We start from the raw sequence: 16,803 nt of genomic DNA, 5'->3' as shown, positions 1-16,803 counted from the left end.
TCCTGCCCGGACCAAAGGAGAAGGGACATGATGAGAAAAACGGGTGTGCTGGGCGCGGCTATGGTGCTGGGGCTTGCCGGTGTGGCTTCCGCCCAGGAAGCAGGCAATGCGGCGGCCCAGGCCAATAACCCGCTGGCCAACATGACGGCCTTTAATATCCAGGACTACTACATCGGCGAACTGACCGAATCGGATGAAAGCGCCAACCAGGCCTGGTTTCGCTTTGCCAAGCCGTTTTCGGTGGGGGAAACCAACTGGATCATGCGGGCGTCACTGCCTATCAGCACCCTCCCCACGCCTCCCCGGGGAGAAAAGGAAACCGGCATCGGTGACCTCAATGCATTTGCTGCCTATTTGATTGATACCGGTAACCCGGCAGTGAGTTTTGGTATCGGGCCGCAGATCACCGCCCCGACCGGTAAGGAAGAAGTGGCCAGTGAAAAATGGTCGGCCGGGTTTGCCAATGTGCTGTTCAATGCCAGTTCGCCGAAATTCCAGTATGGCTATCTGCTGACCTGGCAAGAGAGTTTCGCTGGCGATGATGATCGTGCTGACGTGAATATGGGGGCCTTCCAGCCTTTTGCCATCTACCAGCTTGGCAAGGGTAACTATCTGCGTTCCGCGCCGATCTGGGTGTACAACTTCGAAAACGACAATTACAGCGTGCCCCTGGGGGTTGGGGCGGGCAAGGTTATCAAGAAAGGGAAGACCGTCTATAACCTGTTCGTGGAGCCCCAGTTTTCGGTGGCGGATGACGGCCCCAATCAACCCGAGTGGCAGGTGTTTCTCGGTTTCAACATGCAGTTTCTTTAGGGAAAAGCCCGGGCGTTATCTGCCTGGTACACAGTCAAGCACAACGAAAGAGAGGATGTGATGAAGAATCTGGCCTTGTTATTCAGCGCTGGTGTTGTGGCCAGCCTGGCGGCTTGTAGCCATAACACAACAGCTGAGGCGCCTCCCCAGCCGGCACCGGTGGTGGAGGAGTCGCAGCAGGAAGCCCAGCCTGATCATTATTCCATGCTGGCGGAAGTGCCTTTCAATGGTGGCTACCCCTCCGACGAGGCGGCCAGCACCCTGAATGACGAACTGTTTTTCCAGCGAGCGGTACAAGCCTATCTGTGGGCGTTGCCGGCGGTGAACATGTTCGCCATGAAAGAAGGGTTGGGGAAAAGGTTTGGTGAGGGTTACAACGTGATGAGCGTGTTTGAAAAGCGCCTCAAACCCAATACCGTGATTACCACGCCCAATTCCGATGTGATTTATGGCCTGACATTTGCAGACCTGAGCAAGACAGGGCCGCTTGTTATTGATGCGCCCCCCAAGTTGCAGGGGTTGATGGATGATTTCTGGCACCGTCCGCTGGAGGGGCCAACAATGGGTGACAGGCAGTTTCTGGGCGATATCGGCATTCCCGGCCCGGACAAGGGGAAAGGCGGAAAATACCTGATTGTGCCTGAGGACTACGACGGGAAAATCGATCGCGACAAGTACTTTGTTTATACCAGCAAGACCAACGGCGTCTTCATTTTCCTGCGGGGCTTTTTCTCATCCGTGGATGACCTGCAACCCGGCGTTGATGCCGTTGAGGGTATCAGCATCTATCCCCTGGAGGGCGAGCGTAAGGCCATGAGTTTTGCCCGTGCCTCGGATGTGCCCTCCAATGCCTTGTTTGCCCATGATGCCAGTTATTTTGACATGCTGGACCGCTTGATCCAGAGCGAGCAACTGGACCAGGTCGATCCCTATATGCATGGGGTGTTGGCGGAGCTGGGTATCAGCAAGGGCGAGTCGTTCTCGCCCTCTGCCGAGCAGCGCGAGTTGCTGGACAAGGCAGCGATGACCGCCTGGAAAATGGCCAAGAACATTGCCGCCAACTTTGACCAGGAAAAAGATGCCCTGTGGTGGGACGATCGCCAGTGGGTAGCACACGCCAAGACACACCAGGATGATTTCTGGCATACCCTGCTGGATGAAGAGTATCGCAACCGGGAAACCGGTTATACCGATGTGGATGCCAAGGCCCATATGTTCATCAACCACTACTCCATGAGCAGCGGCATGATGTCATCGATTCCGGGGCTGGGCGCGAAATATGGCAATGCCTACAAGGATAGCGAGGGCAATTACCTGATGGGGGAAAATACCTACACCATTGATCTCCCTGCGGATGCTCCGGCAAACCTGTTCTGGTCGCTGACACTCTATGATGCAGAAACCGCATCGGGGGTGGATGCAGAAGGCCAGGTTTATCCGTCGCTGAACTCCATGAATGACCTGGAGTACAACGATGATGGCTCAATTACTTTCCACGTCGGCCCTGAAAAACCAGCTGATAGCAAGAACTGGCTCAAGACAGTCCCTGGTAAAGGCTGGTTTGCCATCATTCGCTGGTATGGCCCCACGGAAGCCTTCTTTAATCGTGAATACAAGCCGGGCGATTTCGTGAAGGTAGACTGACATACCTGTCTGCCCGGCCAGTTGATGGCTGGCCGGGCATTATCTAGTTGTGGAGTAGCACCATGGGAAAGAAAGTGATCTCAAGCATGGCTGCGGTTGTGCTGGCGTTATGGATGAGCGGTTGTAATGACAAGACAGAAGAAGCCGCTGGAGAGAAAGCGGCATCATCTTCGGGGGAAATAAAGACTGAAGGTGCAGTAGAGACGGATACTGGAGTGGGCAAGAATGGCATAGCGTTACCCAGTAGTCCGGCCTTCGTATCCGAGGGAGGTGAAGTGGCCACCATGGACAACGTGGTGCGTGCTGAAACGGCAAAATACCTCGCAGCAGAAACCATACAGAGCGGCCCGAATACCTTCCGCCATGAGCGCGAGGGGATTGATCTGGACAACCAGACGGTGATCCGCTCCAACTTTGACGCCATTTATTCCTATGGGGTGTTTGATATCTCTGATGGGCTGACCATTACGATCCCGGACTATGACCTTCTGCAGTTGGTTCAGGTACTGGATGAGAACTCCGTGACCATTGGCGTGGCCTATCCGGGGGATACCCTGACGCTGGACAAGAGTGATGTGTCCTACGGTGATCATGTCTACCTTTTCATGCGCACCCAGCCGCGTAGCTATGACGAAAAGGGGATGGAGGAAATGCGTCAGCGACAGGATGCCGTAACGGTAAAAGCCGGTTCAGCGAAGCCGTATGTCTCGGAAGTGAAATACGATGTGGATTCCTTCAACAAGCTGCGCGGGGAGCTGATCACCCGGGCGGTCACGGAAGGGGTTATCGAGGAAGGCTTTATTGATGACATCAAGGATATCAAGACGCCACAGTACCAGATGATCAATCTGGCCGGTTGGGCGGGGCTTCCCGCCAAGCATGCCTACTACTTTGTGGTACTGCCCGGTGATGAAGCGGCAAAGAATGGTGAGCCCAGCAGCGTGACCTTCATGCCGCCCAATTTGCGTTACGAGGACTCGGGTTACTGGTCGATCACCATCTACGATGAAAAAGGCTGGGTGGTGACAGAGCCTTTCAATACCAACAGTAACAAGGCGAAGAAAAATGCCGACGGTTCTGTCACTCTCAACTTCAATGGCGCAGAGGGTGTAAAAAACAACATCCAGGTGAAGGAAAACTGGAATGCCCTGTTCCGTTGCTACCTGCCGGTGTCAGTAGAGGAAATGGTGGAATACCGGAAGCACTTCACCACCCAGAACAAGGTGCTTGCCGTCGATTCCTGACGTTGTTTGAGGCGCCCTAGCGCATGGGGTGGACGGTGACTCGTTCGCCCCAGAGTTCAGAGAGCTGCCGGTGAGCCAGGGACGGTTCGGCGCTGCTCCAGAACGTGGCGCTGCCTGCTTGTGGGCTATCGGATAGCAAATTGTGCATCTGCAGTCGCCGCACGGTTTCGCGGGCGACTGCCATATCGGTATTGACTACTTCCACGTGGGCACCCGCTGCCCGGCGAATCAGCGGCGCCAGAAACGCATAGTGGGTGCAGCCCAGGACGATATGATCCGCCCCTTTCTGGATCAGTGGCTGTACATAGCGGGCGACCAGGGTTTGGGTCGCTTCGCTGTCCAGCGCCAGCGCTTCGATCTGTTCAACCAGTCCGGGGCAGGGCTGGATTTCCACGCGTACGTTTTCCGAGAACAGCCGGCTCAGGTTGTTGAACGATTCACTCTTCAGTGTCTGGCTGGTGGCCAGTACGCCAATAACCCCACTTTTACTTTGCAGGGCGGCGGGTTTGATACCTGGCTCGACGCCGATGATGGGCAAGGTGTAATCGGCCCGCAGCTGCCGGATAGCAGAGACCGTGGCGGTATTACAGGCGACCACGATGGCTTTTGCCTGGTTTTCCATGAGAAACTGGGTAACCGCGTCCGCTCGTTGCCGAATGTAGTGCTCGGACTTTTCCCCGTAGGGCGCGTGGATGGAGTCCGCCACGTAGAGCAGGTTTTCGTTGGGCAACAGCTCACGAATACGGCGGGCGATAGACAAGCCGCCGATGCCGGAATCAAAAATGCCAATGGGGCCGGGGTGGGTCATACGACTATTCGGATGGAAACGAAGGCCCAAGGATATACCAAGAAAGGCTGGTATAGGAGGGTAGAGGGTACGCCGAAGTCAGCCTTTCCATGACGAGGGCATCTTTATGCTCGCAGGCGTGAGGGGGGTTGAGTGGAACCTGTTGCAGCCGCGGAGCGGCACAAAAAAGGCTCCCGAAGGAGCCTTCTATGCGAGCTGTCAGCGATCAGTGATCGTGACCTTCCGGGCCATGTACGTGGCCGTGCTCTTTTTCTTCGTCGGACGCTTCGCGTACGTCGGTCACTTCCACGGCGAAGTTCAGGGTTTCACCTGCCAGCGGGTGGTTGCCATCGACGGTCACTTCATCGCCTTCAACGGCAGTGATGGTGAAGATGCGCTGGCCGGCTTCGGTCTGCGCCTGGAACTGCATGCCCGGTTGCAGGTTGTCTTCGTTGCCTTCAAACGCGGTTTTCGGCACTTGCTGAATCAGCTGCTCGTGACGCTCGCCGTAGCCTTCTTCCGGAGTCACGGTGACGTCCAGCTTGTCGCCCGCGGCCTTGCCGACCAGAGCGTTTTCCAGGCCCGGAATGATGTTGCCGGCGCCGTGCAGGTACGCCAGGGGCTCGCCACGCTCGACGGAAGAATCGATGGTTTCACCGGCGTTGTTGGTCAGGGTGTAGTGGATGGACACTACGGCATTTTCAGAAATTTGCATGGAAACCCTTTAGGGGTAGATGAATTCGGAATAAGAGGCGTGGCGGTCATGACGTTTTTCATGTCCTGACCGCGCCCTGTATTCAGGTCGGCGGCCATTCTAACAAGACCGGCAAGGGCCTGACCAACTGGAGCCGGGCTGGCCCGACAGGCGTAAGGGGGCGCCGATTCTCCGGGTTGGCCCTGCATTTGCTACAGTACCGGCATGAAGCCTGATGTTTACACTGATAAGCCGGTACTGCAGGACCGATTCGGGCGCACGATTGATTACGTGCGCTTGTCGGTGACGGACCGCTGTGATTTCCGCTGTGTGTACTGCATGGCGGAGGATATGACCTTTGTTCCCCGCGCTCAGGTACTGACCCTGGAAGAGATGGGCAGGTTGGCACGGGTGCTGGTGCAGCTTGGGGTAAAGCGTATTCGCCTGACCGGTGGAGAGCCGCTGGTGCGCCGGGATGTGGCGCGGTTGGTGCGCGATATTGGTGCCATTGGTGGGCTGTGTGAACTGAATATGACCACCAATGGCGCCGGCTTGCCCCGTCACGCGCAGACGCTGAAAGCCGCCGGAGTGACGCGGCTCAATATCAGCCTGGATTCCCTGGACCCGGCACGTTTCCGTGCATTGACCCGAACCGGCGATCTGCAGCAGGTGATTGCCGGTATCGATGCGGCACGGGCCGCCGGCTTTGAGCGGATCAAGCTCAACAGTGTGATCATGCGCGGCCGTAACCAGGATGAAGTGCCGGCGCTGGTGGATTTTGCTCTGGAGCGGGGGCTGGATATCGCGTTTATCGAGGAAATGCCCCTCGGGACAATCAGTGAACACGACCGGGAATTGGCGTTCGTGTCCTCGGCAGAACTGCGCGAACAGCTGTCGGAACGGCTTACGTTGGTGCCGCTGGTGGAAAAAACCGGGGGGCCAGCGCGTTATTGGCAGGTGCCGGGCAGTGGCAGCCGCATTGGCTTTATTTCCCCCCACTCACAAAACTTTTGCCATTTGTGTAATCGGGTGCGGATCACCGCCGAGGGGCGTATGCTTTTGTGCCTGGGCCATGAGCACAGCGTGGATCTGCGCGCGGTGCTGCGCGCCTACCCGGATGACGATACCCCCCTTCGCGAAGCCATTGTGGATGCCATGGCCATCAAGCCCGAGCGCCACGATTTCAGCCTGGATCCGGGTGAGCAATTGGTCCGATTTATGAATATGACCGGTGGTTAGACCGGTGGTTAGCGTGCAAGTGAGTTGCAAGCTGCGTGAATGCATAAATGCGTAAATGAAGCGAGAGACCATGAAATCCCTACCTGAACTGTTTTCCAACAATGAAAAATGGCGCCACGAAATCGAAGAGCGCCACCCCGGCTTCTTCAAGGCGCTGGGTGAACAGCAGAACCCGGAATATCTGTGGATCGGTTGTGCCGATTCCCGGGTGCCGGCTAATGAAGTGGTGGGCATGATGCCCGGTGAGCTGTTTGTTCATCGCAATGTGGCTAACCTGGTCAACCACACCGACCTGAATCTGCTGTCGGTACTGCAATTCGCCGTGGATGTTTTGAAGGTGAAGCACATCATGGTGGTGGGCCATTACGGTTGTGGCGGGGTGAAAGCCTCCATGGAAGATGAGCCCCATGGTTTGATCGACAACTGGCTTCGCCAAGTGCGGGAACTGTACCTGCGCAATCGCAAGAACCTGGCCGAGCTGCCGGATGACCAGGCGCGCCTGGACAAGATGTGCGAGCTGAATGTGGCCCGACAAGTTATCAATGTGTCCAATACCACGGTGGTGCAGGAAGCCTGGCGCCGTGATCAGGAACTGACCATTCACGGCTGGATTTACGGTATCGGTGATGGCCATCTGCGGGATCTGGATATCCAGATTCAAAACAATGGTGAGCTGCGCAGCCTGGAAACGGACGAATACGATAATTGTTCCGGTTAGCGGTTACGCCTGGCCCTCGTCAGGGCCAGGCGGATGATTGCTGTTTGTGGTGCTGTGTTTGATGGTGTAAATGGTGGTGTTAGTGATGGTGCCCGGCGCCACCATGGCCGCTGCTTCCATGATCATGCCCGGTTGGCGGCCTGTCTGAGTCGCCCAGCAGTGCCTGCCAGTCGCTTTCGCTCAGGGAAGGCAAGGCGCTGAGTAAGGCCACCATGTCCCACAGGCTTTGTTCATCGTGGCTTTTGCCCCAGGCGGGCATGCCGCTCATTTTGATGCCGTGCTTGATGACCCAGTACGCGCCTTTCGGGTCATGAATGCCGTGTTCCGCCAGTGCAGGCGGTCGCGGATACATGCCTTCACGCAGTTCGCTCTCCTCGATCCCCGGCGCCAGGTGGCAGCCCACGCACATGGCCTGGTAGTGCTCTGCGCCGCGGTGAATGCGTTGCGGGTCGTCCAGGTCGTTGGGCACCGGAATATGTTCTGCACGCAGGTCAATAGCGCGGTGGCGAGCGCTACTGATGATTCTCTCGGTCACGTTCCAGTGCGGTTCGTCGGCCGCAAAGTTGTAGCTGCCTGTAACAATGACCATGCCGATGATGGCGGCTGCAAGCAGCGCGATAACCAGCAGCGTGCTAATGACGGTTTTCATCGTGTTCTCCCTGACAATGAAAAAGTGGGAGGATGCGCCGGCCATGGCGGCCGGGCACATCCGTGGCAAGATCAGAACCAGAAACGGATGCCGGCAACAAGGGTGCCTTGTTCCGTTTTCCCGCCGACAGCCCGTGTCATGTCCGCCGTGTCGCCGTACTGTTTTTCCCAATTGACGCCGATGTAGGGGGCGATTTCACGGCGAATTTCGTAGCGCAGGCGTAGCCCGGCTTCGATATCCGTGAGGCCGTTACCGAGGCCCAGTTCCTTGTCTTCCTTGCCGTAAAAATTGGCCTCTATTTCCGGAACCAGCACCAGCTTTTGGGTGAGCAGCAGTTCGTACTCTGCCTCGACTCGCAGATTGGTGAGCCCGTCTTCACCCACGAACAAATTGGCGTCCACTTCGAAAAGGTAGGGCGCGACGCCCTGAACACCGACGCTGGCCCAGTCCCGGTTGGGGTCGTCCGGTTGCCAGTCCCGCCGCACACCCAGCTGCCAGTCCCAGAAGGGCGCAAAGGCCCGGTTCCAGGCAAGGCGGGTTTCTGCGCCCTCGGTACCGGCATCCTCGTCGTCGTGCTCCGGATCCATTAACCGCTCGCCTTCGGTGCTGAAGTACAGCTTGTTCAGGTCGCCGCCATGCCAGGCGCTGGCTTCCCAGGCCATGACGGTGCCTTCATCGCTGTCACGGGCTTCCAGCTGATCGACGATGACACGGGTGAAACGGGGTTCGTTTTTACTCATGGCCAGGGCTGGTGAGGTGGCCGCCAGTGTGAGGCTGCCTGCCAGGAGCGTCATCAATGTTTTCATGAGCGGTGCCCTCCATGATCTTGGTTATGTGTGCCGTGCATGCCTTGTGCCTGAGTGTCAGGCGTCGACGCAGCGGCGGGGCTGGTGCTGCCATCAACCACGCGCACTTCCCGGAACATGCCTGCTTCCATGTGATAGAGCAGGTGGCAGTGATAGGCCCAGCGCCCAAGGGCATCGGCGCGTACCAGGTAGCTGAGTTTTTCGCCGGGTTTGACGGTGATGGTGTGCTTGCGCAGCAGTTTCCCGTCCCCCAGTTCCAGGTCGCTCCACAGGCCGTGCAGGTGGATGGGGTGGGTCATCATGGTGTCGTTCACCAGGGTGATGCGTACACGCTCGTGGTGGAACAGTTCCAGGGGCACGGAATCGGCAAACTTGATGCCGTTAAAACTCCACATGTACCGGTCCATGTTGCCGGTCAGGTGCAGCACGATTTCCCGGTCCGGTTGAAGACTGTCGATGGGGTTGTCGGGAGTGCTGCCGAGGGTTTCCATGTGGGCATAGGTGAGCACTTTCCAGGGCCGGTCACGCAGGCCAATACCGGGATCGGAAAGCATGTCGCCGGGCGCCATGGCGCGCATGTCGACGCCGGGGCCGAATTCACTGGCGGGATGTTCGATGGCGCTGTCACGCGGTGGCAGGTCCGGGTTGTTGCTGTCGACGGCAAAAGGAACGGGGTCGGCATGGGCGGTGCCGTGGTGCGCCATACCCCCCTTAGTCATATCGCCATGGCCCATGCCGTGATGCTGCATGTGGTCATGGTTCATGGTGTCCTTGTCCATGGCCTTTTTATTCATGCTCCCATGGTCCATCGATTGATGGTCCATGGCGCCCATGCCCATTTCGGTGTGACCCAGCGGCGGGGGCGCGTCCATCTCAGGGACCACAGCGGAAAGGGCAGCATCCGGTGTTAGCGTACCGCGTACGAAGCCACTGCGGTCGATACTCTGGGCGAACAAGGTGTAGGCCTGATCGGCTTTCGGGGCCACGATCACATCCAGGGTTTCGGCCACGCCCAGCCGGCATTCATGGAAATCCACCGGTTTTACCGGTTGGCCGTCCATGGCGACCACGGTCATGTCGAGGCCGGGAATGCGAATGTCGAAGAAGGTCATGGCGCTGGCGTTGATAAAGCGCAGGCGGATGCGCTCGCCGGGTTTGAATTGGCAGGTCCAGTTATTGGCGGGGCTCTGGCCATTCATCAGGTAGGTATAGGTGTAACCGGTCACGTCCGCCAGGTCGCTCTGGCTCATGCGCATGGTGTTCCACATGTGCCGGTCCTTGAGCGTTTCGATTACCCCTTTGTTGCGGAAGTCACTCAGCGTGTCGAATACGGTGCGTTCATTGAAATTGTAGTAATGGCTGAGCTTTTTCAGGGTGGCGTAAATATGCTCAGGGTCTTCATCGCTCCAGTCAGAGAGTAAAACCACTTCGTCACGGTCCGCTGTGTGTGGGTCAGGGGCGCGCGGATGAATGACAATGGCGCCATAGATCCCGGTTTGCTCCTGAAAGCCGGAATGGCTGTGGTACCAGTAAGTGCCGCTTTGTTTCACGGTGAAGCGATAGGTGAAGGTTTCACCGGGGGCGATGCCATCGAAAGAGAGCCCGGGTACGCCGTCCATCTGGAAGGGCAGAAGAATGCCGTGCCAGTGGATGGAGCTGGTCTCAGGCAACAGGTTGGTCACCTTGAGGGTGATGGTGTCACCTTCATTCCAGTGCAGGGTGGGGCCGGGGATGCCGCCATTAATGGTGGTGGCCGGGCGGGTTTTACCGGTGATATTGACGTCGACGCCGCCCAGGGTCAGGTGAAACGTATCACCGGTGAGAATCGGGGCGCCGGTGTGGCCCTGGCTGGCCAGTAGTTGACGGGCGTTGAGTCCGAGCCCCAGCCCGGCGGCACCCAGTGCCAGGCCCTGCACGAAACGACGTCGTGGCAGGGAAATCTGCGATTGCGTTTTCATTGGAATACTCCTGTTTGTTTGAGAAAAAAATCAGCTCAAACAGACAGGGACGGTGGGCGTAACGGCAGGCGATGAATACCGGCGTGAATCGTTGTAATGAGGGAGTCCGTGCCGGGGGGCGAGGGGATAAAGGCATTCGCCACAAAGGCAGCGTCACTGGCGGCGGTGATCTGGCACAGGGTAATGCACTGGCAGCTGTCGCTGTCTTCGCAGCCGTTCATCTGCATCTGCATCTGCATCTGCATCTGCGTCATGTCGTGGCCGGCGGTCATGTCACCATTGGCCGTGTCGGCAGAGTGGTGACAGTGTGTCATGGAGGAGGGCGGCATGGGGCTGTCGGTAGCCGTGGACATGGCCATGGTGAGTGTATTTGCAGACAGCAAGCTGCTCACCACCATCAGGGTGGCGGCGAGTAAGGTGGCGATAATCGCCCGGCTCTGTCTTTTCAATACACTCGACATACTCGCATTATTGACCCTGGGGTTACCCCAAGGTCAAGCGGTTCTGGGTCAAGGTGTTGATGACCACGCTGGCAGAAATGATCACCAGTAGCACGGCGGTGGCGCGCTCCACCCAATGGTGGTGTTCACGTAACCAGGGCAGCAAGCGGCTGCGCCCCAGCATGATGGCCACCAGAATGTACCAGCCGCCATCGATGAACATGGCGGTGAGTACGATCTGGACCCGTGCAGCGTGGGCCATGTCTGCTTCCAGGAACTGGCTGAACACAGCGAGAAAAAACAGCGCGACTTTGGGATTGAGGAAGGCCACCAGAAAGCCATCCCGGGCGGCGCCATGAAGCACGTTGCTGCGCTCGCCTGAATCGGCGGGGGGCAGGGGCACGCGGCCTGCCTGCCAGCTTTTCCAGGCCATCCATAACAGGAACAGGGCCCCGGCCAGGGAAAAAAGCTGCTCCAGTACCGGGTAGCGACGGAACAGGATGGCCATGCCGGTGACGGTGGCTGCCGCCCAGATGCCGATGCCCAGGGCGTGGGTCACGCCTGCGATCGCGCCGGCCCGATGGCCTCCGTGTAGGGTATGGCGGGTCACCACCGCCAGGCTGATGCCGGGGGCCATGGCCCCCAGGGCACAGATGCTGGCCAGCAACAGCCAGTCGTAAAAAGGGAGCATTCAGGATCTCGTTACACGCAAAGCAGACACTTTAGAGGGTTGCCATGACAGGTTGAAGAGAGGGGGCAGCTTCGAGCTGCCAGCGTTGAGCTACGAGTGAAAACAGCACGATCTTAAACACTTCTGGGTCGCGGGCAGGGCCCAGGCTTTATAGCTAGACCCTCCCGCGACTCGAAGCTGGTAGCTCGCAGCTAGAGGTTCCTTAATTCCCCGGATGGTGGCTGAACACCTCGGTGCCGTTTTCATCAAACAACAGCACGTCGTAGGCGTCTTTGCGGTCGCCCATTTCCATGCCGGGTGAGCCCACCGGCATGCCGGGGACGGTGAGGCCTTTGCCTTCGGGGCGTTCTTCCAGCAGGCGGTCCACATCGGCTGCAGGCACGTGCCCTTCAATGGCGTAGCCGTCGATAAAGGCGGTATGGCAGGAGCCCTGGCCGGGCAGAATGCCGGCTTTTTCCTTGATGGATTGCAGGTTCTGTTGCTCATGCACGTTGACCGCGTAGCCGTTAGCTTCCATGTGTTCCACCCAGGCGCCGCAGCAGCCACAGGTGGGGGATTTATACACTTCCAGCACCTTGTCAGTGGCTGCTACCTGTGCGGCCGGTTGGCCGGCAGAGGGGGGTTCTGCCGGTGCCGTCGCTTCTTCGCCACAGGCAGCCATCAACAGGGTAGTTAAAACAACCAGTATTTTTTTCACGGCAAGTCCTCATCATTGTTTGCGTGTTGCGTGTTGCGTGTTGCGTGTTGCGTGTTGCGTGTTGCGTGTTGCGGTCAGTCTACTATCAGTGTGCCTTGGTACATCTGCATTTGGCAGGTGAATCGGTACGTTCCCGCCGGCAGATTATTCAGTGTCAGCGTGGTGGTTTTGCCTGTTTCCAGAAATTCACTGGTGTCGAGCCCCTGAAATATTACTTGCTCCGCGCAGGGTGATGGATCGCGCCGTTCGAAATGCAGGGTTAGCGATTCGCCGGCGTTGGCGCGAATCGATGCCGGAGTATAGACCCCGTCTTCGACAATAATGGTGGCTTCGTGGGTGGCTGACGGTGCGGCGGTTTTGCGCCGCGATAACCAGAACCACCAGACCACCAGCGCCATCAACATCAGGCCGGCCAGATTGACGAGAATATTCATGGTGTCGCCTCCCGGGGTTTGTGGGCGGTGAGTATGACGGACTGCTTGTGCATGGTGTCGCCGAGTACATTGACGCTGTCTTCCGCGAAGGTGGCCAGCGTGGTGTCGATAAACCCGGCTTGTTCCAGGGCGTGCTGCAGCTCTGGTCCGTGGTAGGTGGAAAAGCCATGCTGGAATACGGGCAGGCTGGCCATGCTGTTGTGATCACGCAGGCCCAGCACCAGGGTGCCGCCGGGGCGCAGCAGCAGGAACAAGGCGTGCAGGGCCGGTGCGAGCGGTTGCCAGAAATACACCACGTTCACCGCAACGATGCGGTCCATGGAGGCGGGCGCCAGGGGCGCGTCGGTGAGCGCGCCGTGGATAAAGGCGGCGCGGGTTTCGCCCAGGTAACGTTCCCGGGCGCGCAGCACCATGTCGCGGGAAGCATCCAGTCCGGTGTAGTGCAGATTATCCGCCTGCGCCAGCAGGCCGGGAAGGTGGCCGGCTCCACCGGGACCAATTTCCAGAATCCGGTCCCCGTCGGCGGGGGCCAATGCCGCATAGGCGGCGAGAATCACCGGACTGTTACGGTCATCCATGTTGTCTGCGACTGTGTTGCCTTCCTCGCCGTTGGGGTGGCGTAGTTGGGCGGCAAGTTGTTCCGGCGTCATGGGGGCGTCCCGTTCGTGTGTTTGGGTTTGAAAAACCGCAACCGGTTGGCGTTGGTGACCACGGTGACGGAGCTTAGCGACATGGCGGCCCCGGCGATCACCGGGCTGAGCAAGCTGCCGGTGAGGGGGTAGAGTATGCCGGCCGCCACGGGCACGCCCAGGCTGTTATAGACAAAGGCGCCAAACAGGTTCTGTTTGATATTGCGTACCGTGGCTGACGAGATCGCCATGGCATCGGCCACGCCATGCAGTGAGCCCCCCATCAGGGTGATGGCTGCGGATTCGATGGCCACGTCGGTGCCGGTGCCAATGGCAAAGCCCACATCCGCCTGGGCCAGGGCCGGGGCATCGTTGATGCCATCGCCGACCATGGCTACGTTGCGGCCTTCGCCCTGCAGGGCCTGCACTTTTTTGGCCTTGTCTTCCGGCAGCACTTCCGCCATCACCTCATCCACGCCGGCTTGTTCGGCAATGGCGTTGGCGCTGGCGGCAATGTCGCCGGTAATCATGATGACCTTTAGTCCCTGTTCCTTAAGCCGGGTGATAGCGGCTTTGGAGTCGTCTTTAATACGATCCGCGACACCGATGATGCCGAGCAGGGTTTTATGCTCCGACAAGAACAGCGGCGTGGCGCCCTTGTCGGTGAGGGGCGTGCTGTCGAGGTTGATGTTCACCCCTTCATTCTCCAACCAGCGCCGATTGCCCAGTCGATACGCCTTGCCATTGAGGGTGGCAGTGACTCCCTTGCCGTTCAGGGCCTGAAATTGAGTGACGTCGTCCAGCGATACTTCTCGCTGTTTGCTCTCGTTGAGAATCGCTGTGGCCAGCGGATGTTCCGAACCGCTTTCCAGGCTGGCCGCAAGTTTGAGCACGGTATCTTCCTGTTGCCCCTCTGCGCAGATGATATCGGTGACGGCAGGTTTGCCTTCGGTGATGGTGCCGGTCTTGTCGAGAACGATGGTGTCCAGCTGGCTGCTGGTTTGCAGGGCTTCCCCCTGACGAATCAGGATGCCGTATTCTGCCGCCTTGCCGACACCCACCATTACGGACATGGGTGTGGCCAGGCCCAGCGCACAGGGGCAGGCGATGATTAGCACGGTGGTGGCGCTGATCAGCATGTGTGTCAGGCGCGGTTCCGGGCCCACATTGAACCACACCAGCGCGGCGGCGATGGCGATCAGCATGATGGTGGGGACAAACACCGCCGATACCTGATCGGCGAGGCGGCCGATCGGGGGCTTGCTACCCTGGGCTTTTTTTACCAGCGTGACGATTTGTGAAAGGGCGGTGTCTTTGCCCACGGCGGTGGCGGTGTAGAGCAAGGAGCCACCTTCATTGAGTGTGCCGGCGCTGACGTTGTCGCCTTCACTTTTACTGACGGGCATGGGTTCGCCGGTGAGCATGGATTCATCGATGCGGCTTTCGCCTTCTTTCACCGTGCCGTCCACGGCGATTTTTTCACCGGGCCGAACCCGGAGAATATCGCCGGTCTGAACTTGCTCCACGGGGATGTCCCGCTCTTCGCCATCGCGGACCACCCGCGCGGTTTTGGCACCCAGATCCAGCAGCCGTTTCACCGCAGCGCTGGTTTTGCCGCGGGCGCGCACTTCCAGTGCCTGGCCGAGATTGATCAGGCCGATGATCATGGCGCTGGCTTCGAAATACACATGCCGGGCCGCTTCCGGCAGGGCGCCGGGCAACAGGACGACCACCATGGAATAGAGCCAGGCCGCACCGGTGCCCAGTGCGATCAGGGTGTCCATGTTGGCGTTGTGGTTTCGAAATGCCTTCCAGGCGCCGACAAAAAAGTGGCGGCCGGCGGTGGCCAGCACCGCCAGAGTAAGCAGGCCGATAGCCAGCCAGATCCACTGACTGGTTTGCCCGGCGCGGACCATCATGTCGCCGCCCAGCAAGCCCCAGGCCATCAACGGGACACCCAGGCCAAGCCCGAGCCCCATGTGGCGAAGAAGGGTGTGGTAGTGGGCCTGTTCGCGGGCCTCCTGCTGTTCCTGCTGATCTGCGCTGTTATCCAGCAGCTCGGCGCCATAACCGGCATCGGTTACCGCGCTGATCAGCGTCTCGGTGCTGGCGGTGCCGCTGACCTGAACGGTGCGATCGGCAAAATTCATGTCGGCCTTGTCGACACCGGGTGTGTTGCGCAGGGCATTTTCAATGGTGCGCACACAGGAGGCGCAGGTGGCGCCGCTGATGCTGAGTCGCACCGATTGGGCGGGGGTAACAGCGGCCTTTTCCGGTTTATCGCGACAGTGTGCGTCCTGATCATGCTGATCGTCGTCGGTGCCGTAACCCGCCTGTACCAGTGCGTCCAGAAGAGCGCTTCTGGAGGCGGTTCCTGTCACGGTGACCTGCTGGGCATGCAGATCCACGGTCACGCTTTCTACACCGGTAATCTGTTCCAGTGCCGCGTTGATGGTGCGGCTGCATCCCTTGCAGGTGGCGCCACTGACAGGCAGGGTCTGTGTCCGTGTTGGCATTGGCATGGTGGCTCCTGTGACGCGGTGTGATGCCAGAAGGTGATGTCAGTTTGTATTGTGAACCTGTGGGTAACCCCAAGGTCAACGACATGCTATAAATTGCTGGTTACATTGAAAATTTTTATAAAAACGTCATAAAGGCGGAACCATAACAACGCAAACCGCTCAATAAGACCACATAGTGTGGCCATCTTGGATGCCGAATTTTTCGATATCAGTGAGGACGATTTATGTTTAAGAAAACATTGCTTGTGTCAGGTATTGCTCTGGCAGTTTCTGCCCCGGCCATGGCGGCGCAACAAACTTCCGCCGTCCGTGATAACGGTTTTTCCTACAGCTACGGCCAGTTGGCCTATGATCGCTGGGACCTGGATAACGATGTGGACGTGGACGCGCTGAGTGCGGAAGGCTCCTTCGCGCTGGATGAGCACTTGTTCCTGCGTGGTAGCCTGGGTTTCTTTGATGGCGACTATGGTCGCAATGGTGATCTCGACGGTAGCCAGATTTCTGGTGGTGTGGGCTTCCACACTCCGTTGCAGCGTGGTCTGGACTTCGTGACCAGCGCCGACATTATTTATGATGATCGTGATTATGATCCGGGCAACAACGACGATGAGATCGGTTTCGAAGTGCGTGGTGGTGTGCGTCATGCCACTACCGACAAGCTGGAACTGTCCGGTGGTCTGGCGTATCAGGATCTCTATGATGATGACCTGGGCGTTTACGGCCAGGGCCTGTTCAAGGTAAGCCAGGCGGTTGACCTGGGTGCACGCGTCATTGTTGGTGGCGATCGTGACACCTATGGCGTGTTCGGCCGCTACAACTTCTAAGCTCCGTTCCCGGA

The 16,803-nt window shown here is 58.5% G+C and carries 17 protein-coding genes; 6 read left to right on the top strand and 11 right to left on the bottom strand.

What is annotated here, in order from left to right; translation table 11 throughout:
* Nucleotides 1-27: 27 nt before the first annotated feature.
* From COA55_RS02840 to COA55_RS02830, 3 genes are all read left to right on the top strand, one after another.
* Nucleotides 28-813 (top strand): hypothetical protein, encoded by a 786-nt coding sequence (locus COA55_RS02840; RefSeq protein WP_290500539.1) that lies wholly within the window; start codon nucleotides 28-30, stop codon nucleotides 811-813.
* Nucleotides 814-873: 60 nt separating this feature from the next.
* The gene (locus tag COA55_RS02835; protein ID WP_290500621.1) at nucleotides 874-2,457 is read left to right on the top strand and encodes a DUF1254 domain-containing protein; all 1,584 of its coding nucleotides are present in this window, start codon (nucleotides 874-876) and stop codon (nucleotides 2,455-2,457) included.
* A 62-nt stretch (nucleotides 2,458-2,519) separates the two neighbouring features.
* Nucleotides 2,520-3,701 carry a DUF1254 domain-containing protein gene (locus COA55_RS02830; protein ID WP_290500538.1) on the top strand — a complete coding sequence of 394 codons (1,182 nt, stop codon included), beginning with the start codon at nucleotides 2,520-2,522 and terminating at the stop codon, nucleotides 3,699-3,701.
* Nucleotides 3,702-3,717: 16 nt separating this feature from the next.
* Here the strand turns inward: COA55_RS02830 and murI are convergent, their stop codons facing one another.
* Together murI and COA55_RS02820 are read right to left on the bottom strand one after the other, a co-directional pair.
* Nucleotides 3,718-4,509 carry a glutamate racemase gene (murI, locus tag COA55_RS02825; protein WP_290500537.1) on the bottom strand — a complete coding sequence of 264 codons (792 nt, stop codon included), beginning with the start codon at nucleotides 4,507-4,509 and terminating at the stop codon, nucleotides 3,718-3,720.
* A 205-nt stretch (nucleotides 4,510-4,714) separates the two neighbouring features.
* Nucleotides 4,715-5,203, bottom strand: coding sequence for a peptidylprolyl isomerase (locus tag COA55_RS02820; RefSeq protein WP_290500536.1), 489 nt, complete (start codon nucleotides 5,201-5,203; stop codon nucleotides 4,715-4,717).
* 204 nt (nucleotides 5,204-5,407) lie between these two features.
* Between COA55_RS02820 and moaA the strand changes: the two genes are divergently transcribed.
* Entirely contained in the window at nucleotides 5,408-6,421 is a 1,014-nt protein-coding gene (gene moaA, locus COA55_RS02815) for a GTP 3',8-cyclase MoaA (RefSeq protein ID WP_290500535.1), read from the top strand.
* Nucleotides 6,422-6,491: 70 nt separating this feature from the next.
* Entirely contained in the window at nucleotides 6,492-7,139 is a 648-nt protein-coding gene (can, locus tag COA55_RS02810; RefSeq protein ID WP_290500534.1) for a carbonate dehydratase, read from the top strand.
* A 79-nt stretch (nucleotides 7,140-7,218) separates the two neighbouring features.
* Here the strand turns inward: can and COA55_RS02805 are convergent, their stop codons facing one another.
* From COA55_RS02805 to COA55_RS02765, 9 genes are all read right to left on the bottom strand, one after another.
* Complete coding sequence (locus COA55_RS02805; RefSeq protein WP_290500533.1) at nucleotides 7,219-7,788, bottom strand: cytochrome c; 570 nt, start codon at nucleotides 7,786-7,788, stop codon at nucleotides 7,219-7,221.
* A 71-nt stretch (nucleotides 7,789-7,859) separates the two neighbouring features.
* Nucleotides 7,860-8,594, bottom strand: a complete 735-nt coding sequence (locus tag COA55_RS02800; protein WP_290500532.1) for a copper resistance protein B — start codon at nucleotides 8,592-8,594, stop codon at nucleotides 7,860-7,862.
* Nucleotides 8,591-10,552, bottom strand: a complete 1,962-nt coding sequence (locus tag COA55_RS02795; protein WP_290500531.1) for a copper resistance system multicopper oxidase — start codon at nucleotides 10,550-10,552, stop codon at nucleotides 8,591-8,593. Before COA55_RS02795 ends, COA55_RS02800 begins: the two co-directional genes overlap by 4 nt.
* 35 nt (nucleotides 10,553-10,587) lie before the next feature.
* Nucleotides 10,588-11,001, bottom strand: coding sequence for a hypothetical protein (locus COA55_RS02790; RefSeq protein WP_290500530.1), 414 nt, complete (start codon nucleotides 10,999-11,001; stop codon nucleotides 10,588-10,590).
* Nucleotides 11,002-11,035: 34 nt separating this feature from the next.
* Entirely contained in the window at nucleotides 11,036-11,683 is a 648-nt protein-coding gene (locus COA55_RS02785; RefSeq protein ID WP_290500529.1) for a LysE family translocator, read from the bottom strand.
* 202 nt (nucleotides 11,684-11,885) lie between these two features.
* Nucleotides 11,886-12,380 carry a DUF411 domain-containing protein gene (locus tag COA55_RS02780; RefSeq protein WP_290500528.1) on the bottom strand — a complete coding sequence of 165 codons (495 nt, stop codon included), beginning with the start codon at nucleotides 12,378-12,380 and terminating at the stop codon, nucleotides 11,886-11,888.
* A gap of 74 nt (nucleotides 12,381-12,454) precedes the next feature.
* Nucleotides 12,455-12,814, bottom strand: a complete 360-nt coding sequence (locus COA55_RS02775; RefSeq protein ID WP_290500527.1) for a cupredoxin domain-containing protein — start codon at nucleotides 12,812-12,814, stop codon at nucleotides 12,455-12,457.
* Complete coding sequence (locus tag COA55_RS02770; protein WP_290500526.1) at nucleotides 12,811-13,464, bottom strand: class I SAM-dependent methyltransferase; 654 nt, start codon at nucleotides 13,462-13,464, stop codon at nucleotides 12,811-12,813. The genes COA55_RS02775 and COA55_RS02770 overlap by 4 nt, the downstream gene beginning before the upstream one ends.
* A complete protein-coding gene (locus COA55_RS02765) occupies nucleotides 13,461-15,965 on the bottom strand; it encodes a heavy metal translocating P-type ATPase (RefSeq protein ID WP_290500525.1) in 2,505 nt (834 codons plus the stop codon). Before COA55_RS02765 ends, COA55_RS02770 begins: the two co-directional genes overlap by 4 nt.
* A gap of 224 nt (nucleotides 15,966-16,189) precedes the next feature.
* On the opposite strand from COA55_RS02765, the gene COA55_RS02760 reads away from it, so the two are divergent.
* The gene (locus COA55_RS02760) at nucleotides 16,190-16,789 is read left to right on the top strand and encodes a hypothetical protein (RefSeq protein WP_063520171.1); all 600 of its coding nucleotides are present in this window, start codon (nucleotides 16,190-16,192) and stop codon (nucleotides 16,787-16,789) included.
* Nucleotides 16,790-16,803 lie beyond the last annotated feature (14 nt).

This window comes from Alcanivorax sp., assembly GCF_002733835.1.
GTDB lineage: Bacteria > Pseudomonadota > Gammaproteobacteria > Pseudomonadales > Alcanivoracaceae > Alcanivorax.
Note: the sequence above shows the minus strand (reverse complement) of the source record. Positions and strands in the feature narration are given on the sequence as shown.